17 protein-coding genes are annotated in these 18,753 nt (G+C 68.3%); 8 read left to right on the forward strand and 9 right to left on the reverse strand.

The annotated features are described in order from the left end of the window. Positions 1-18 precede the first annotated feature (18 nt). The gene (locus C438_RS12055; protein ID WP_049918018.1) at positions 19-1,041 is read right to left on the reverse strand and encodes a S66 family peptidase; all 1,023 of its coding nucleotides are present in this window, start codon (positions 1,039-1,041) and stop codon (positions 19-21) included. A gap of 144 nt (positions 1,042-1,185) precedes the next feature. On the opposite strand from C438_RS12055, the gene carB reads away from it, so the two are divergent. Further along, positions 1,186-4,434, forward strand: coding sequence for a carbamoyl-phosphate synthase large subunit (gene carB, locus C438_RS12060; RefSeq protein WP_004969682.1), 3,249 nt, complete (start codon positions 1,186-1,188; stop codon positions 4,432-4,434). 133 nt (positions 4,435-4,567) lie between these two features. Beyond that, positions 4,568-5,332, forward strand: a complete 765-nt coding sequence (locus C438_RS12065) for an SDR family oxidoreductase (protein WP_004969683.1) — start codon at positions 4,568-4,570, stop codon at positions 5,330-5,332. A gap of 12 nt (positions 5,333-5,344) precedes the next feature. On the opposite strand, the gene C438_RS12070 is transcribed toward C438_RS12065, so the two are convergent. After that, positions 5,345-6,166, reverse strand: coding sequence for an NAD(+)/NADH kinase (locus C438_RS12070; protein WP_004969684.1), 822 nt, complete (start codon positions 6,164-6,166; stop codon positions 5,345-5,347). Positions 6,167-6,367: 201 nt separating this feature from the next. On the opposite strand from C438_RS12070, the gene C438_RS12075 reads away from it, so the two are divergent. Next, on the forward strand, positions 6,368-7,561 hold the full coding sequence (locus tag C438_RS12075; protein ID WP_049918039.1) for a KaiC domain-containing protein: 1,194 nt from the start codon (positions 6,368-6,370) through the stop codon (positions 7,559-7,561). A gap of 113 nt (positions 7,562-7,674) precedes the next feature. On the opposite strand, the gene C438_RS12080 is transcribed toward C438_RS12075, so the two are convergent. From C438_RS12080 to C438_RS12090, 3 genes are all read right to left on the reverse strand, one after another. Then, on the reverse strand, positions 7,675-8,343 hold the full coding sequence (locus tag C438_RS12080; protein WP_004969686.1) for a nitroreductase family protein: 669 nt from the start codon (positions 8,341-8,343) through the stop codon (positions 7,675-7,677). Between the two features lie 163 nt (positions 8,344-8,506). Continuing rightward, a complete protein-coding gene (locus C438_RS12085; RefSeq protein ID WP_004969687.1) occupies positions 8,507-8,941 on the reverse strand; it encodes a universal stress protein in 435 nt (144 codons plus the stop codon). Between the two features lie 105 nt (positions 8,942-9,046). Continuing rightward, the gene (locus C438_RS12090) at positions 9,047-11,032 is read right to left on the reverse strand and encodes an ATP-binding protein (RefSeq protein WP_004969688.1); all 1,986 of its coding nucleotides are present in this window, start codon (positions 11,030-11,032) and stop codon (positions 9,047-9,049) included. Positions 11,033-11,166: 134 nt separating this feature from the next. Between C438_RS12090 and C438_RS12095 the strand changes: the two genes are divergently transcribed. Next, on the forward strand, positions 11,167-11,589 hold the full coding sequence (locus tag C438_RS12095; RefSeq protein ID WP_004969689.1) for a DUF7113 family protein: 423 nt from the start codon (positions 11,167-11,169) through the stop codon (positions 11,587-11,589). Between the two features lie 39 nt (positions 11,590-11,628). On the opposite strand, the gene C438_RS12100 is transcribed toward C438_RS12095, so the two are convergent. Then, positions 11,629-12,903, reverse strand: coding sequence for a DNA double-strand break repair nuclease NurA (locus C438_RS12100; protein ID WP_004969690.1), 1,275 nt, complete (start codon positions 12,901-12,903; stop codon positions 11,629-11,631). A gap of 149 nt (positions 12,904-13,052) precedes the next feature. Between C438_RS12100 and C438_RS12105 the strand changes: the two genes are divergently transcribed. Continuing rightward, a complete protein-coding gene (locus C438_RS12105; RefSeq protein ID WP_004969691.1) occupies positions 13,053-13,712 on the forward strand; it encodes an HAD family hydrolase in 660 nt (219 codons plus the stop codon). A gap of 20 nt (positions 13,713-13,732) precedes the next feature. On the opposite strand, the gene C438_RS12110 is transcribed toward C438_RS12105, so the two are convergent. After that, positions 13,733-14,137, reverse strand: coding sequence for a hypothetical protein (locus tag C438_RS12110; protein WP_004969692.1), 405 nt, complete (start codon positions 14,135-14,137; stop codon positions 13,733-13,735). Positions 14,138-14,213: 76 nt separating this feature from the next. Next, positions 14,214-14,660, reverse strand: coding sequence for a DUF2240 family protein (locus C438_RS12115; protein ID WP_004969694.1), 447 nt, complete (start codon positions 14,658-14,660; stop codon positions 14,214-14,216). Positions 14,661-14,789: 129 nt separating this feature from the next. Between C438_RS12115 and C438_RS12120 the strand changes: the two genes are divergently transcribed. Next, positions 14,790-15,167, forward strand: coding sequence for a 30S ribosomal protein S8e (locus C438_RS12120; protein WP_004969695.1), 378 nt, complete (start codon positions 14,790-14,792; stop codon positions 15,165-15,167). Positions 15,168-15,326: 159 nt separating this feature from the next. Here C438_RS12120 and C438_RS12125 read toward each other — a convergent pair whose 3' ends face one another. Beyond that, a complete protein-coding gene (locus C438_RS12125; RefSeq protein WP_004969697.1) occupies positions 15,327-16,328 on the reverse strand; it encodes a phosphate uptake regulator PhoU in 1,002 nt (333 codons plus the stop codon). A 346-nt stretch (positions 16,329-16,674) separates the two neighbouring features. On the opposite strand from C438_RS12125, the gene C438_RS12130 reads away from it, so the two are divergent. Both C438_RS12130 and pstC read left to right on the forward strand, forming a co-directional pair. Next, positions 16,675-17,730 (forward strand): PstS family phosphate ABC transporter substrate-binding protein, encoded by a 1,056-nt coding sequence (locus tag C438_RS12130; protein ID WP_004969699.1) that lies wholly within the window; start codon positions 16,675-16,677, stop codon positions 17,728-17,730. A gap of 63 nt (positions 17,731-17,793) precedes the next feature. Continuing rightward, complete coding sequence (pstC, locus tag C438_RS12135) at positions 17,794-18,753, forward strand: phosphate ABC transporter permease subunit PstC (RefSeq protein WP_004969700.1); 960 nt, start codon at positions 17,794-17,796, stop codon at positions 18,751-18,753.

Below are 18,753 nucleotides of genomic sequence, written 5' to 3' on the forward strand. Positions count from 1 at the left end.
GCGGGAACGCCCCGCTTTTCAGTCGATTCGAAGCCGGCCGACCGCCGGGTCCAGCGTCGCCTTCGCGCCGAGCGGGAGCGGCACCGCCGGGTCGGCGTGGCCGAACGCCACGTCGAACACCGCCGTCGCGTCGGGGTTGTACTCGCCGAGAACTGTCAGGACTTCCTCGCGGAGTTGCTCGCCGTAGTTTTCCGGCGGCTCCCACTCTAGCCCGGGCGAGTACGTCCGCGGCCGACCCATCAGGAGACCGTCGAACCGTTCGAGCAAGCCGCGTTCGCCCATCGCCCGCAGGGTGTAGCGGACCTCGCGCGGGAGCGGCACGTCCTCCGAGGTTTCGAGCGCGAGCACCGCGCCCTCGAGGTCGTCGGGGTCGGGGAGGTAACGCCCCGTCTGGAGATGCCACTTCACGACGCTGAAGTTGCCGCCCCAGAGTCGCCCGGTCACGCGCTCGTCGCCCCGCCACGTCCGACCGGGGTTGTCGCGCCACTCCCGCGGTGCTTCGGTGTCGAAGTCGAACCAGTCGTCGGTCCACTCCGGCGCGGGTTCGACGACGCCGATGGAGCGCTCGAAGAACGCCCGCCGGAGGTAGCGCTCGACGTACGGGTGTAACTCCGGGTCGACGGTGAGCGTCGGGTGGAGCGTCGCGCCGTAGCTCACAATGCCGTGGTTCCAGAGGAACAGCCGGAGGTTGTCGTTGTCGCTGAAGCCGTAGAACCGCGTCGGCGACGCGGTCAGTCTGGTCGGGTCGAGATGCGGGAGCACCCGCAGTTGGTCGTCGCCGCCGGTGACCGCGATGACGCCGCGTATCGATGGGTCCTCGAAGGCCTCCATCACGTCCGCCGCCCGCGCCGCCGGGTTGTCCCGGAGCCACTCCCGGTCGCGCCGGGCCGACTCGAAGACGACCGGGTCGAGCGAGAACACGTCGCGGAGTCGCGCGCACGCACGGTCCAAATGCGATTCGTCGACGGGCCGCGACGGCGCGACGACCGCCACCCGGCTCCCGGCGTCGAGCGGCGGCGGTGTGGTGAATACCGCGGGCATGCGTAGCCGCTACTCAGATACCCCTCAAAAGCCTTCCCCGGCCGCGACACGGTCGTTCGGCGAGCTTTTCGAAATTCGCAATCGAGTTTCGGACCTCGTAATTTTTCGCCGGACTTATTACGATGTGCGGATTGGATTCCGACGATGACTGACGAGGACACCTCGACCGGACCTCAGGAAGGCACGGAGGACCGGACGATTTTGCTCATCGGAAGCGGCCCAATCCAGATCGGACAGGCGGCGGAATTCGACTACTCCGGCGCGCAGGCCTGCCGCGCGCTCCGAGAGGAAGGCGCGCGAGTTGTCCTCGTCAACTCGAACCCCGCGACCATCATGACCGACCCCGAGATGGCCGACAAGGTCTACATCGAGCCCATTACGACCGAGGCCATCTCTGAGATTATCGAGCGCGAGCGCCCCGACGGCGTCATCGCCGGGCTTGGCGGACAGACCGGACTCAACGTCACGGCCGAACTCGCGGAGGAGGGCGTCCTCGAAGAGTTCGACGTGGAAATCATGGGCACGCCGCTCGACACCATCTACGCGACGGAGGACCGCGACCTGTTCCGCCAGCGCATGGAGAAGATCGGCCAGCCCGTCCCGAAGTCGACGACCATCTCGCTGGAGGAAGGCGAGGCGGTCGAGAACATCACCGAGGAAGCCCTCGTAGAGCGCGTCGAGGCCTCCGTCGACGCCGTCGGCGGCCTGCCGGTCATCTCGCGGACGACGTACACCCTCGGCGGTTCCGGGTCGGGCGTCGTCCACGAGATGGACGAACTCGTCTCCCGCGTCCGCAAGGGCCTCCGCCTCTCGCGCAACAGCGAGGTGCTCATCACGGAGTCCATCTCCGGGTGGGTCGAACTGGAGTACGAGGTGATGCGCGACGCCGACGACTCGTGTATCATCATCTGCAACATGGAGAACATCGACCCGATGGGGATTCACACCGGCGAGTCCACCGTCGTCACGCCCTCGCAGGTCATCCCCGACGAGGGCCACCAGGAGATGCGCGACGCCGCGCTCCAGGTCATCCGCGAACTCGGCATTCAGGGCGGCTGTAACATCCAGTTCGCGTGGCACGACGACGGCACCCCCGGCGGCGAGTACCGCGTCGTCGAGGTGAACCCGCGCGTCTCGCGGTCGTCCGCGCTCGCCTCGAAGGCGACCGGCTACCCCATCGCCCGCGTCACGGCGAAGGTCGCCCTCGGCAAGCGCCTCCACGAGATTACCAACGAAATCACCGGCGAGACCACCGCCGCCTTCGAGCCCGCAATCGACTACGTGGTCACGAAGGTGCCGCGGTGGCCCAAGGACAAGTTCACCGACGTGGACTTCGAGCTCTCGACGGCCATGAAGTCCACCGGCGAGGCGATGTCCATCGGGCGCACCTTCGAGGAGTCGCTTCTGAAGGCGCTCCGGTCGTCCGAGTACGACCCCGCCGCCGACTGGGACGAGGTGTCCGACGAGGAGCTCGAAGCCGACTACCTCGAAACGCCGACGCCCGACCGCCCGTACGCCATCTTCGAGGCGTTCGAGCGCGGCTACACCACGGAGGACGTGGTCGAACTGACCGACATCCACGAGTGGTACGTCGAGCGCTTCGGCCGCGTCGTCGAGGCGGTCGAGGCCGCCTCCGACGGCGACTTCGCCGCCGCCGCCTCCGCCGGCCACACCAACGCCAGCATCGCCGCGGCGACCGGCACGAGCGTCGGCGAGGTCGAACAGAACGTCCCCGGCCGCACCTACAAACAGGTCGACACCTGCGCCGGCGAGTTCGCCGCGCAGACGCCGTACTACTACTCCGCGCGCAAGCCCGAGTTCTTCCGCGGCCCCTTCGAGGGCGACTCGGCGGGTAACGAACTCCGCGTCGACCGCGACATGGAGAGCGTCGTCGTCGTCGGCGGCGGTCCCATCCGCATCGGGCAGGGCGTCGAGTTCGACTACTGCTCGGTCCACGCGGTGCAGGCGCTCCGCGACATGGGCATCGACGCGCACGTCGTCAACAACAACCCCGAGACGGTGTCGACCGACTACGACACCTCCGACGGCCTCTTTTTCGAGCCCATCACGGCAGAAGAGGTCGCCGACGTCATCGAGGCCATCGACGCCGACGGCGTCATGCTCCAGTTCGGCGGGCAGACCTCGGTCAACATCGGCCACCCGCTCGAATCCGAACTCGACCGCCGCGGCGTCGACTGCGAGATTCTCGGCACGACCATCGACGCGATGGACCTCGCCGAGGACCGCGACCGCTTCAACCGCCTGATGGACGACCTCGGCATCCTCCAGCCCGAAGGCGGCTCCGCGACCAGCGAGAAAGAGGCGCTCGACCTCGCCAACGACCTCGGCTACCCCGTGTTGGTCCGCCCGTCGTACGTCCTCGGCGGCCGCGCGATGGAAATCGTCCACTCCGACGACGACCTCAAGGAGTACATCGAGGAGGCCGTTCGCGTCTCCCCCGACAAGCCCATCCTCATCGACGAGTTCCTCGCCGACGGCGTCGAACTCGACGTGGACGCCGTCTCCGACGGCGAAGACGTCCTCATCGGCGGCGTGATGGAACACGTCGAGGCCGCGGGCGTCCACTCCGGCGACTCCGCGTGTATGATTCCGCCGCGCTCGCTCGACGACGAGACGATGGCCCGCGTCCGCGAGGTCACGGAGGACATCGCCAGCGCCCTCGACACGGTCGGCCTGATGAACGTCCAACTCGCGGTCAAGAAAAACGACGAGGGCTCGAACGAGGTGTACGTCCTCGAAGCCAACCCGCGGTCGTCCCGGACCGTCCCGTTCGTCTCGAAGGCGACGGGCGTCCCCATCGCCAAGCTCGCGGCGAAGGTCATGGCCGGCAACTCGCTTGCCGACCTCGGCGTGAGCGAGCAGATTCCCGAGCAGGTGTCGGTCAAGGAGGTCGTCCTCCCGTTCGACCGCCTGCCGGGTTCGGACCCGCGTCTCGGTCCGGAGATGAAGTCTACCGGCGAGGTCATGGGCACCGCGACCACGTTCGGCAAGGCCTACGAGAAGGCCCAGTCGGCCGCCAACGACCCGATTCCGGCCGGCGGCACCGTCTACGTCGACCTCGCTGACCCCGAGTTCCCCGACGCCGACAGCGAGGCCGGACAGGAACTGCTCGACGCCTTCGGCGAGTACTACGAGGTGCTCACGCCCGAGGACGTCGACGACTTCCTCACGATGCTCCGCGAGGGCGACTTCGACTTCGTCGTCTCCCGCGACCGCGACACGCTCATCGACTGCGTCGAAGAGGAGGTCAGCTACTTCTCGACGTACGCCTCCGCGAAGGCGGCCCTCGAAGCGCGCGGCGCGGCCGACGAGGACATCGACGTGCTCCCGGTCGGCGACCGCCCGCGCGTCGTCGCCAACTGGGGCCAGTAAGGAGCCAGAACGGCGCGCGGCCCACTCGACTCGCCGCCGACCCGATTCTCCGTTCTCCCGGCCGGTGACCGCCGCCGACCCGGACTTTTGACGCGTTCCCGAAGGTTATTGAGCCGCGCCCCCATGCGCGGGTATGGCACGCAATCGCGGTCGCGTCCTCCTCGCCGGTGCGACGGGTCGGACGGGCCGACACGTCCTCGACGCGCTGGCCGAGACGCCCCTCGTCGTCAGGGCGCTGACCCGCGACGCCGACGCCGAGTCGGACCTCAGAGCGCGCGGCGCGGACGAGGTCGTCGTCGGCGACCTCCTCGACCCCGACGACGCCCGCCGGGCGGTCCTCGACGCCGACGCCGTCGTCTCCGCGGTCGGCGTCTCCGCCGGACTGGAAACCATCCGCGGCGACCTCGTCGACGGCGCGGGCGTCGTGAACCTCGTGGACGCCGCGACCGCCTCCGGCGCACAGCGGTTCGTCCTCATGTCCTCTATCGGCGTCGGCGACTCGAAGGGCGGACTCCCGCTGTCGCTCCGCGCGATTCTCACCGCGTCGGGCGTCCTCTCGGCGAAGGAACGAAGCGAAACCCGACTCCGGGACGCGCCGCTCGACCACACGATTGTCAGGCCCGGCGCGCTCACCGACGCCCCCGCGACCGCCGACGTGGTCGTCGGCGAGGGCGGCGACTCCGTCCGCGGGAGCGTCCCCCGCGCCGACGTGGCGAACGTCCTCGCGCACTCCCTTTTCACCCGCGAGACGGAAAACCGGACGTTCGAGGTCGTCTCCCGGCCCGGACTCCGCGGCCGGGCGGACAACGTGGTCGATATCGACTGGACGCCGCTCCCCCGGGCCGAGGCCGCGGGCGACGAGGGCGACGGAGAACGAGAGCGAGAACTCGCGGAGTAGTTGGCGGCGCGCTCAGTCGAGTTTGCCGAGCGCCTCGAAGAAGTCGGAGGTCGGCCCGGCGAGTCGAACCGGCGAGTCGGACCGCTCGATACGAATCTCCGTCGGCGGCGACACGGTCCGACGGGTCCGGCCGTCGCCGACGACGACCGCCGACGCCGCGTCGGTGACGGTGACGCTCACCGCGGCGTCCTGGGGGACGACGAGCGGCGGCATCCCCTCGTCGGCCGCCATCTCGGTGACGACGAGCCCCTCGACGCCGGGGTGGACGAGCGGGCCGCCCTCGCTGAGGTTGTAGGCGGAACTCCCCGCGGGCGTCGTGACGAGCACGCCGTCGGCGTGGCTCCCGGAGTACAGCGAGCCGTCCACGCGGACCTCCAAGCTCGCACCGCCGCCGTGCCCCCGCCGCGGGCCGTGGACGACGACCTCGTTCATCGACGGGTCCATCTCCCAGCCGTCGCCCGTGGCGACGATTCGGGGCACCTCTCGAACCGACTGGTCCCCCTCGCGGAACGCGGCCACTTCGGCCAACACCTCGTCGATGGCGTCGTCGGGCGAGACGGCGTTCAGGAAGCCGACCTCGCCGAGGTTCACGCCGAGAATGGGGACGCCGTCGGCACCGCGGGCGGCGTAGAGAAACGTCCCGTCGCCGCCGATGCTCACCACGAGGTCACAGGAGTCGAACGACTCCACGGGGACGCCCTCGACTCCCAACTCCTCGGCGGTCGCCGCGTCGACGACCGCCTCGGCGTCGACCTCGGCGAGCGCCTCGCTCGTGTCGGCGGCGAGGTACGCGGCCCGGCTGTTGCCCTTCTGTGCGACGATGCCGACCTTCATGCCCCGCGGTTTGGCGTCCCCGGGCAAAAGCCCACCGTCACGTCGCCCGGTCTCGCGTCCGCTCGTCCCGTCCCGTCCCATCCCATCCCGACGGGGACGCCCCGGGGCGGCCACACGGGAAACGTTCATCACGACGCCTGCCCACCATGAGGTGATGGCAGGCACGGACGCCGGCCGCGCTGTCGTTCGGTGGTGGTTCCCGTGAGTGACGACGACGACTGGTTCGAGCGGGCACTCCGCGACCGCGACGACAGCGAGACCGACGCAGACGACGCGGACCCGGACGAACGCGAGCAGAGCGACGACAGCGAGACCGACGGGTCGGCGGGTCGCGGTGGGGCCGCGGACTCGGGCCCGAGCCCGGGCTCGGACTCGGACTCGGACTCGCCGGACGCGTCGGTGTCGGTGGGACCCGACTCCGAGACCGAACGCGACGGGCCCGACGCGACAGACGCGGCCGAAGACGAGGGCGAACCGCTGTCGTTCGGCGGCGGTCCGTTCGGCGGGAGTGAGGGCGACGACGGCCCGACAGACGACGACCCGTTTGCGACCGATTTCGCCAGTGCGTTCGAGAACGCGCCGACGCCCGACGCGGGCGGCGGGTTCGGCGGCGAGTCGCCCGACGACGACTTCGGGTTCGGTCCCGGCCCGGAGGGGTCTGACCCCCCGACCTTCGACGACGAGGAGTTCGACTCCGACATCGACCGCATCGATATCGGCATCGAGGGGCTCGACGACATGATTCTCGGCGGCGTCCCCGAGCGGTCGCTGATGGTGGCCATCGGGAGCGCCGGGACCGGCAAGACGACGTTCGGCCTGCAGTTCCTCCGGAAGGCGCTCGATGACGGCGGGAGCGGCGTCTACATCACGCTCGAAGAGAGCCGCGAGCGCATCCTCGACACGGCCGACGAGAAGGGGTGGGAGTTTTCGAAACACGAGGCCGACGGCCGGTTGGCCGTCATTGACCTCGACCCCGTCGAGATGGCAAACAGCCTATCGAGCATCCGCAACGACCTCCCGCGGCTGGTCGAGGAGTTCGGTGCCGACCGGCTCGTCCTCGACTCCGTCTCGCTTCTGGAGATGATGTACGACCACCCCTCGAAGCGCCGAAGCGAGGTGTTCAACTTCACGCGGTCGCTGAAGGACGCCGGCGTGACGACGATGCTCACCTCCGAGGCGGACCAGTCGACCCCCTACGTCTCCCGACACGGCATCGTCGAGTACCTCTCGGACGCCGTGTTCGTCCTCCAGTACGTCCGCGGCGACGACTTCCGGGAGACCCGGCTCGCAATCGAGATTCAGAAGATACGCGACGCGAACCACTCCCGGGAGACCAAGCCCTACGAACTCACGAACGAGGGTCTCAGCGTCTACCAGCAGGCGAACATCTTCTGACCCCGCATCCGGCGTTCCGCCTTCCGGCGGCGTCGGCCTCGGACACGCGCCTCCGCGGCGAAGAAAAAAGCGTCGTCGGAAACGCCGTCGGAAGCGCCGTCGGCGTCGATAGCTCAGTCGTCGGCGGGCGCGGGCTCCGCCGACTGCTCCTCGAAGCTTTCGAAGTGAACGACTTCGTCGACCGGGCGGCGGTACTTGCGCTCCGCCTGCAACTCGCCGGCGTCGTCGGCGGGGATGCCCATCGTCAGGAGCATCACGGGCTCGTAGCGCTCGCCGTCGATGTCGAACGCGTCGATGACGGCGTCGGCGTCGAAGCCGCCGATGGGGCAGGTGGCCACGCCCTCGTCCCACGCGGCGTACATGAGCGACATCGCGACGAGCGACGTCGAGCGGACGGTCCAGACGCGGCGCTCCTGCTCGGGGAGGTCGGCCATGCCGGCGATGTTCTCGAGGATACCGTCGCGGACCTCCTCGTTGGGCAGGTAGCCCTTCTCCAGCATGTCGTCGGCGACGGTCTCGGCGTGCGCCTCGGGGTCCTTGTTTCCGAGCACGATGACGGACGCGGCGGCACCGGTGACGTGTTCCTGGTCGTAGGCCGCCTCGCGGAGCGCCTGCTGTGTCTCGTCGTCGCGGAGCACGACGAACTCCCACGGCTGGAGGTTGTAGCTCGACGGGGCCTGCACGGCGGTTTCGAATATCGTCCGGAGGGTCTCGTCGTCGAGCGGCTCGTCGGCGTACTCGTGAATCGAGCGGCGGGTCGTCACGACCTCTGTGAAATCCATCGGTTCCCGACAGGGACGGAACGGAAATAGGGCGTTGCAATCCGGTCGAACCGGCCGATTCCGGTGTGCTCGCAGTCCTCGTATCGGAACGCGACCGGGTGGCGTCGGTGTTACCGTGGGCGGTCGGAGACGCGGCGCGCTGACGGCGTCCGCCCGTCGCGGCTCACCTGACGATGGTCACCGGCACGGGCGACCGCCGGAGGACCTCTTCCGCGACGCTCCCGAGCAGGATGCGCGAGACGCCGGTCCGGCCGTGGCTCCCCATCACGACGTGGTCGTAGTCGGCGTCGTCGCCGCCCAGCACCTCGACGATGACCTTCTGGGGACTGCCGACTTCGATGCGGTCGGTCACCGCCCTGTCGGCGTCGACGATTCCGACCTCGGCTTTCACCTCGGCGAACGTCTCTCTCGCCTTCCGTTTCTCCGCTTGGAACCACTCTTCGGAGCCGCTGAGCGCCCGCTCTCTGTAGTCGGCGTCGGCGGGGTTGATGACGTTCAAGAGCGTGAGTTCGGCGTCGGGCCACTCCGAGGCGGCGAAGCGAACCGCGGCGACCGACTGCGGCGACCCGTCGGTCGGAACGAGCACGTGTTCGGCCATGTCGCGGACTACTCGGCCGACCGCTAAAAAGCCGCCCGGCGAGCGCGCCGCGTCGGAGTGCGCCCGTCCCGAGGGAACTGCGGTCGGCGCGCCGCGTCGCGGCCGTCAGTCGCCGTGTCGCGTCACGCAGGTCGAAAGCCCCGTCAGTTCGACGGGTTCGGAGTTGTCGGGCGAGTAGACGACCATCTGCCCTTTCTCCATGTACGGCACCTTGTCTTCGAGGTTCGGCGGGATGTTGACGCTCTTGATGGCGTCCTCGTCGCCGAGGTTGAGCACGACCTTCGTGTTCACCTGCTTGAACACCGGGTCGGCGATGTCCTGTGGGTCCTGCGTGATGAGAAACAGCCCGAGTCGCTCCTTTCGGCCCTGCTTTGCCGCCTCGGTGAACTTCTGGATGACCTTCCGCGCCTGCACCGAGTCGGCGTCGGTGAGGAAGTTGTGCGCCTCGTCCATCCCGAGGACGACCGGCGTCTCCTTGATGCGGTCGCTCGACGGGTCGTTCGAGAGCTTGTCGTCGATGAGAAGCGCCGACACCGCGAGGACGAACAGCTCTTTCGCCCGGCTCGACGAGAGGTGGTAGGTCGGCACGACCGTCAGCCCGCCGGGGCGGACGAGCTGGTGGTCGAGTTCGGTTATCGGCCGGGCGTCCTGGTCGAACACGCCGCTCGGCACGCCGCGGACCCGGCGTTTCACCGCGTCGAAGGTGGCCTCGTGGACCCGTCCCGACTCGTGCAGTTCCTCTTTCAGCGCCGGGTCGTCGAGGAACTGGAGGAACTGCTTGTACGTCCCCGAGTCGCCGTAGTTCCGGAAGAAGCGGTTCAGGAGTTCGATGAGCGCCGGGTACTGGTTGTCGTTGAGACTACTCCCGGCGACGAGCCACGGGAGGTCCCGCGCCATCGAGAAGGGGATGGTGAACTCCAACTGCTCGGCGCGGTGGTTCGCGCCCGGATACGACGACCCGGCCATCTTGGGGACGAGCGCGACGGTGTCGTCGTGGCCGCCGTGGGCGACGCCCTCGCGCTCGTAGCGTCGGGCCGTCTCGGCGTCCATGTCGGGGTTGTCGTCGTGCATCTGGGCGTACTCGTCCTGCGGGTCGAACTGGACGACCGCGGTCTGGACCTCGCGGCCGTCGTCCATCTCGTAGCTCCGCTCCCCCGAGAGGTACTGCCGCAGGATGTTCTTCGAGGCGTGGGTCTTGCCCGACCCCGTGCCGCCGGCGACGAGCGTGTGGCGGAACACGAGCGGGTCGCCGTCGGTGTAGTCGTCTTTCAGCCGGTAGTCGATGGTCGGCGGCCGGGCCGCGGTCCGGACCTTCTCGCCGCCGACCGAGAGGTGGCCGAGGAAGACGCCCGCCTCGGGTATCTTCAGGCCGGTCTTAATCTGGGTCGCGTCGGTGGCCTCGCCGACCGTCGCCTGCGGTTTCGGCACGCGGTCGACCATCCGGCGCTTGAGTTCGCCGCGGTCGGAAAACAGCACGGCGATGGGTTCGAGTTCGGCCATGAACTTGAAATCGCGCTCCTCGAACTCGTCGGCCGGGCGGCGCATGGCCCGGCGGGCGTGAATCTCCGTCGCGTCGTCGGCCTGAAACTCCTGGGCGTACTCCAGGCCGACGATGCGGCAGAACAGCAGTTCGTCGTCGGGGTAGGGGACGACGAGGTACTTCCCGAGGCGGACGCGCTCGCGGTTGCCCGCGGTCACGAACGCCCGGAGCGCCGTCCGCTCGGGGTCCTCCGACACGCGCAGGCCCGGCGAGACCGCAATCGCGCCGACGCCCCGCTCGTCGCCGACGGGGTCGGCGTCGTACTCGTCGAACTGCAGGTCGTCCGCGTCGTCGGTCGCGCCGGTCGCGCCGGCCGCGCTGGTCGCATCGGTCGAACCGCCGTCGCGGCGTTCGTCGCGCCCGTCGCGGCCGGCATCGACGCCGTCGCCGTCGGCCGAACTCGCGGCGGTCGCGTCGGGTTCCGAGACGGAGTCGGAACGCGCGGAGCCTCCGTTCCCGGCGGCGGTCCCCGCCTGCTCGTCTCGACCCGCGTCCGACGAGTCGTCGGAGTCGTCGCCGGCGAAGTCGCTGAAGTCCCCCAGGTCGGTCATGTTCCAACGCTTGCGGGCGGCGAGTAAAAAGCCACGCGTCGGCGACGGCGCTCGGTCCCGTGACCCGCGGTCCCGTATCCCGCGGTCTCGGGCCGTCGCGTACGACTTTTCCGTGTCGCGCCCCTAGCCCGGCTATGTTATTGGTCCGCGGTCACGGCGGCGGCACGGCACTCACCGGCACGATATTCGAACGGGGGGAGCAAGCGCCGACCTACCGCGGCGCGCCGAACGAGGACGCCCCCTACGTCTGGGTCTGCGACGAGTTCTACGAGGTCGAAAGCGGCGGCTCGGAGACCGAAATCGACGGGCGGACGATTCGGGTCGCCTTCGACACGCCGCTTCCCCGCGGCTTCGACACCCGCGAGCAGGCGCTGTCGGCGGCGAAAGAACACGTCAGGACGCAGTTCGCGCGGGTCGGCGTCCCCGCCGACGACGTGCGGGTCGAGGTCGTCAGGCCAGAAGAGGAGGGAACGCCGGAGGACGAACAGCCGGCCCCGGCGGACCGCTCCGCCGACGAGGGGTCTCCCGAGGGCGACGCGTCGGACGCGTCGCGCTGAGTCGGCCGACGCTCCCCACGCTCACCCTCGCCCTCTCCGTCACTCGTCGGCGTCGACCCAGCGGATGTTGTCGTAGCTCTTCATCGGGTCCGAGTCGAGCTTTTCTGAGAGTTTGCGCCTGAGCGCGGCCTTCTCGCCGATGCTCACCCGCGCGAGTTCGTCCGCCTTCTCGACCGCCAGCGGCGGCCCGCGCGTGGCGGCCACGTCGCGGACGACGTGGTGCATCAGGTCCGCCCGAGTCTCCGGGTCCTTCGTGAACGCGTAGGGCGCTTCGACCCGGTAGCACACGTCGGTCCGGGGGTCGTACAGCACGAAGAACGTCACCGTGTACGCCTCGGGGTCGAGCTTCCGCTCGATGCCGAACGCCTCGCCCTCGGCGCTCAGTTGGCGGTCCGACCCGCCGCGCGAGACGAACCAGCTCGTGAACGTGAGTTCGTCGGTGCGGCGCTCGTCGCCGTCGGGACCCTCCCGGCGTTCGAGCAGGTTGACGAAGAAGGCGGCGTCGTCGACCCACGGCCGCCTGCCGGCGTCGCTCCCGTCGAGCTGTTTTCTGACCGTGCGGACGACGTGTTTCGCGCCGGGGTTCTTCACGAAGCCGGCGAGGGGCACGTCGCGCTCGACGAAGCGCTCGACGAGTCGAATGTAGTTCTCCACGACGGCCTTCGGCTTCGCGTCGCGAGCGAGGTCCTTCAGTTCGGCGTCGCGGTCGCGCCAGTTCAGGAGTTCCTTCGGGTACACCGGCCCGTCGAGGATGAGCAGGTCGGCGACGGCGTCGGCGTGTTCGAGCGCGTGGGCGCTCTCGGCGAGGTAGAGCGCGAGCGCGTGGACGACGCCCTCGGCGTAGCGGTTGACCCGCGGGACGCTCAACACGCGCCTGCGGCCGTAGCCCTCGTCGGAGTGGAGCCAGTCGTCGGTGTCGAAGAAGGGAACCGGGTCGTGGGTGTGGGCCGCCATGACGATAGAGCGGTGGCGGTGGAGGTCGAGGTCAGAGGGTTCGGCGGCCATCGCCGCGTGGGCCACGTCGAGGACGAGCCCGTTTTTGAACGTCGTCGGGTTGATGGTCCCCGAGTCGAGGCCGTGGACGGTCGGGAACGGCGACTCCGTGAGCGCCACGTCGTCGATATCGGCGGCGTGGAGCTGTTTCTCGCCGAGCGGCTCGACGATTGGGAGTCCCCCGTCGGGCGATTCGAGGGGGTCGAGCCACGACTCCCAGACCGTCCGCGCGAGGTCGTCGTAGTCGGCGTCGTCGACCGAGTCCGCGATGGTGCTCGCCATGGACGCGATGTCGTCCACGTGGACGGGGTCGAGGGTCATACCTCGGCGTCGTCGCCGACAAGTATAGTGGTTGTCGTCGTCGGTGGGAGCCACCCCGACGGGGCCGACGCGAGCAGGCGCGGGACGGCTCGTCCCCTCGACAGGTCCCGGCACGCTCATACCGCTCCGTTGCCAACGCTTCACCGACGATGTCAGTCAGCGCGGTCGGGTTCGACCTCGACTACACACTCGCGGTGCCGACGCGGGACCGCGAGACGATTCTCTCGGAGGCGGCGGCGGCGGCGGGCGCGCCCCCGCTGACCCGAGAGGCGTATCTCCGGGCACACCAAGAGAACCTCACGCGCGAGACGCGCGAGCCCATCTTCGAGGCCCTCCTCGACGAGCACGGCTCCCCCGTCGACCCGGAGCGCGTCGCGACGGCGTACAGAGAGCGAATCACCGACGCGGTCGTCCCCGTCGAGGGCGTCGAGGCGATGCTCGCCGGCCTGCGGACGACCTACCGCGTCGGCCTCCTCACCAACGGGCCGGTCGTGGCCCAGGAGGCGAAAATCGACAAACTCGGGTGGCGCGACCACTTCGACACGGCCCTCGTGACGGGGGCGCTCCCCGCCGGCAAGCCGGACGAACGAGCGTTCCAAGCCCTGCTCGACAACCTCGGAACCGCGCCCGACGAGACCGTCTACGTCGGCGACAGCGTCCACCACGACATCGCCGGCGCGCACGACGCCGGGATGGTCCCGGTGCAGGTGCTCGGCGAGGGCTGTGACGACCCCGACCCGCGGGCGGTCGCGCACATCCACCACGACGACCTGCCGACGGCGCTTCCGGAACTCGTCGCGGACCTCTGAGTCGGTCGCGCGACGGGCGTCTATTCTTCGTCTTCGCCTCGCTCCTCGGCGTCGAGCGCCGCGACCAGCGCGCGGAACGCCGGAAGCGTCCACTTCACCTGCGCGCCGTCCTCGACGAACACGAGCGTCCGCGGGGGGCGGACCGCCTTCGGGCGCACGCGAAGCCCCTCTTCGGAGGCGGCTTCGGCGGTCACGTCGGGGTGGGCGAGGAACTCGACGCGGGCGCGGTCCGGTTGGACGTACACCTCGGCGACGCGCTCGCCGTCGGCGGCGACCGCGTAGGCGAGCGCGCCGTCGTCGGTCGGCTCCACGTCGGCGTCGGCGTCGACGACGGAGAGAACCGAAAAGGCGTCCTCGTGGCCCGTGACCTCCGAGGCGAGCAGTTGGGCGATGCGTGTCCCGTCGGAGAGCGAATCGACGACCATGCCGGGCGTTCGCGCCCGGACGGTTTCGGGGTGTCGCTTTGCTGGCGGGCGGAGAGAAAAGAGAGATGGGACGCCGCTACTCGGCCAGCGACCGCTTTGCCTTCTCGGCCGCGTCGTCGACGTTCACGTCGTTCGCGCGCGCGAAGAGGACCGCGGCGGCCTCGGCGGTGATACCGAGGCGCGACTGCCGCTCGTTGATGCCGGCGACGGCGGCCTGCTTTTCGACGCCGGCGGCGACGCAGGCGTCGAGAATCTGCTCGAACGCCGACTGCTCGCGGAGGACGGAGGCGTCGGGTTCGAACTCCTCGGGTATCTGCACCTCGGCGGGGTCGAACGTCGCGACGACCTCGCCGTCGTCGCGTTCGACGAGGCCGCGGCCCGCCGCGAGGTCGATGAGGCGCTTGGCCTGGTCCGGGGAGAACCAGTCGCGGTCGAGCGACAGGGCGACGACGAACTCGCCTTCGCCGAGGCGGGTCGAGCCGTGTTGCCGGAAGGGGACGGCGACGGTGACGTCGAGACTCATCGGTTCGACGGCGGGCGCGGGCGAACTAAACGGTTTGCGTTGCCATCGCCCCCGAGAGACGTGGTGGCACCCGTCTCCGCCGAGCACCGATTCGAGCGATTCAAGTAGTCACCGAGGTTTTTACCCCGTATGAAGGACCAAGGACGCTCCAAGCGGAAGCGGACCGGCGGTCGGCGCAAGCCGTCCCGAAACAAGAAGCGATACCAGCTGGGCCGCGAACCCGCCGCCACGACGGTCGGCGAGCCCCGGTTCCAGATTATCGACTCCCGCGGGAACAACGAGAAGCTCCGCGCCCTCTCGACGAACGTCGCGCAGGTCGCAGACGGTGCCGACGTGACGCAGGCCGACATCGAAGGCGTCGTCGACAACCCGTCGAACGTCAACTACGCCCGCCGGAACATCATCACGAAGGGCTCCATCATCGACACGAGCGCCGGCCGCGCCCGCGTCACCTCCCGCCCCGGTCAGGACGGGCAGGTCAACGCCGTCGTCGTCGACGAAGAGTAACTTTCTCTCCCCGCGCCGTCGTTTCGGCGCGGTCCGACTGTTTATCCCCGCGAGCCCCGCGGCCGTCGCTCGCGGGCGTGTGTGGTCGAAATCGAAAACGAGACTGGACGATACCGAATCGAACCGCGCGACGAACCGGCGGGTCGGCCGGTCAGGGCGTCAGGGCGTCGGCGCGGCCTTCTGAAGCGCGGTCTCGGCGATGTTACCGCCGTAGTCGGCGCTCCGCGAGACGGAGTCGACGATGAGGCCGAGCAGTTGCGCGCGCGCCGGGTCGAGGTCCCGGAGGAGTTCGTCGATGCCGCGGGCGCTCGCGTCGATGGCCTGGACGGCCTCGCGGGACTCGTTGGCGAGGCGGCTCGCCTCGTCGCTTTCCTCGGCGAACAGCGCGTCCATCCCGCCGTTGACGACGGCCTTCGCCTCCTCGAACAGCGCCTGAATCGCCTCGACGATTTCGTCGTCGACCGGCTCCTCGAAGTTCAAAGAGAGGTGGGCGATTTTGGTCGCGTGGTCGCCGATGCGCTCCAGTTGCCGGGCGGCGGACTGGTAGTCGAAGCAGATTTCGCGGGGGAGGCCGAGTTCCTCGGCGGCCTTCGGGGTCCGGAGCGTCGCCCGGAAGATGCGGGAGACGACCATCCAGAGGCGGTCGACGTCGTCGTCGCGCTGGATGACGTCGCGGGCCATGTCGTCGTCCTGTTCGGCGATGGCCGCGATGGCGTCTTCGAGCATCGAAAGCGAGATGAGCCGCATCCGGGTGACCGCGTTGTGGATGGAGAGCTCGGAGGAGTCGAGCAGGTCGCGGATGACGACCCGGTCGCGCGTCTCTTCGAGCACTTCGAGGCCGACGAGGCTCTGGGTGGCCTCGCGGATGGTCCGGCGCTGGTCGGTCGTGATGCGCGAACTCTCCAGGGCGATGATGTCGAACCCGCTCACGTACATCGTCATGACGGCGCGCGTGAGTTCGTCGCCTTCGAGGGTCGCGATGTCGAGGGTGCCCTCGGTGCGTTCTTCTTCCGAGCGGGGCGTCAAGAACAGCGAGTCGCCCTCCGGGTAGAACTCGACTTCGCTCCCCGCCGAGACGCCGTTGTCCGTCGCCCAGTCCTTGGGAATCGAGACGGTGTAGGTGGAACCGCCCGTCACCTGCACCTTTCGGGTTTCGACCATGTCCGTGGGTGGTTCTCAATACACAATAAAACTGTCTATCTCTATATATCGAACTCCGTTTTTATGTGGTGGACGTGACCGAACGCGACTCGTGACGGTTCGGACGCGAAACGACGCTCACTCAGTAGTCATCTCGCGCCGTGTCCGTCGGCCCGCGAGCCCCGAATTTCCTGACATATCGGAGAAAGTTCGCACACGAAACGGCCTATGACAGGGGAATCGTCTGTTTTCGTCGGTTTCACCCCGTTCTTGTCACACGTTACCATTCATTGGGGACATACCGGAACGTACCACTATATAGTCGTCATAGCAGGGTATTTACGCAAAAATCGGCTCCTCAAAATCGATGACGCGTAACTCGGACAGCGTTCTTTCGCGGCGTAAGTTCCTGATTGCCTCGGGCGCGACCGGTCTCGCTGGACTCGCCGGGTGTACGGAGAACAACACCGGCGACTCCGGTGGAGACTCCGGCGGCGATTCCGGCGGCGACTCCGAGGGAACTGACTCGTCGGGCGACGGGAGCAACGAGCTCTCGGGAACCATCGACATCGCCGGCTCCTCGACGGTGTTCCCGCTCGCGACCGCGATGGGCGAGCGCTTCCAGAGTGAGCACTCCGAGGTCAACATCAACCTCCAGTCCACCGGCTCCGGTGGCGGCTTCGCGAACTACTTCTGTACGGGCCAGACCGACTTCAACAACGCCTCGCGACCGATTCAGCCCGACGAGGAAGAACAGTGTGCGAGCAACGACGTGACGCCCGTCGAACTCAAGGTCGCCACCGACGCCCTGACGGTCGTCGTCAACAACGACAACGAGTTCATCGGCGAGGGCCTCACCACCGAACAGCTTCAGACCATCTTCTCGGCCGAGTCGGCCCCGACGACGTGGGCGGACGTCAACTCCGAGTGGCCCGACGAGGAAATCGAAATCTACGGCCCCACCGACGCCTCCGGTACGTACGACTACTTCATCGAGGCCATCATCGGCGAGGAGGGTCCGGGTCACCGCCAGGACTACTCCGCGACCGAGCAGGACCGCACCATCATCCAGGGCGTCCAGGGCTCGGAGTACGCGATTGGCTATCTCGGCTTCGCGTACTACAGCGAGAGCACCGACTCCGTGCAGGCGGTCCCCATCGAGAACGACGCCGGCGAGTTCGTCGAACCGTCGCTCGACACGGCGCTGTCCGGCGAGTACAACCCGCTTTCCCGCCCGCTTTTCACCTACCCCGCCCGCGAGTCGCTCGCGGAGGACCACGTCGCCGAGTTCGCCCGCTACTGGATGGAGAACTCCACCAGCCGCGAAATCGTCGCCGACGAGGTCGGCTACGTCCCGCTCGGCGAGGACGAGCAACAGGAGATGCTCGACACCCTCAACGCCGCCATCGAGGAAGCTAACTAGCCGCTTTCTCGACAGAATCAGCTAACGAAGCGCTTTTTCATACACCACGATTCAATCCAACCAATGAGCACAGATGACCTCGAAACCGACCTCACGCGGAACACGGAGAACGCGCCGCGTGAGCTACTGACGCGGTCGTTCTTCTTCCTGTGCGCGGCGTTGTCCGTCGTGACGACCCTCAGTATCGTCGGGCTCCTCATCACGGAGGCGTCCAAGTTCTTCACGCTGACAGCCTCGCTGATGGGAGTGACGGGAGAGACGGCGTCTATCGTCGACTTCCTCACCGGAACCACGTGGCAGATACACAGCCAAGAGTTCGGCGTGCTGGCGCTCGTGTCGGCGACGCTGATGGTCACTATCGGGTCGGCCGTCATCGCGCTCCCGCTCGGCGTCGCGACCGCCATCTACCTCAGCGAGTACGCGAGCGCGCAGGCTCGGTCGGTTCTCAAGCCCGCGCTCGAAATCCTCGCCGGCGTCCCGACCGTCGTCTACGGCTTCTTCGCGCTCATCTACATCACGCCGGCGCTGGAAGTCGTCTTCCCCGACATCGGGACGTTCAACATGCTGTCTGCGAGCATCGTCGTCGGCATCATGATTATCCCGATGGTCGCCTCCATCAGCGAAGACGCGATGTCCGCCGTCCCCGACGAACTCCGGCAGGCGGGCTACGGCATGGGCGCGACGAAGTTCGACGTGTCGACCGGCATCGTCGTTCCCGCCGCGCTGTCCGGCATCTTCTCTTCGTTCATCCTCGCAATCTCGCGCGCCATCGGCGAGACGATGGCCGTCACCGTCGCCGCGGGCGCGCAGGCGAAGTTCCTCAACCCGCTGAACCCCGCGTCGTACCTCGAAGGCGCGCTCCCGATGACCGCCGCGATGGTCCAGCTTCTCACCGGTGACATCACCGGCGGCGGGCTGGCCTACCGCAGTCTGTTCGCCATCGGCCTCGTGCTCTTCGTCATCACACTCATCATGAACGTTATCAGCGACTACGTCTCGCGGCGCTACCGGGAGGCCTACTGA

This window comes from Haloferax denitrificans ATCC 35960, assembly GCF_000337795.1.
Classification (GTDB): Archaea; Halobacteriota; Halobacteria; order Halobacteriales; family Haloferacaceae; genus Haloferax; species Haloferax denitrificans.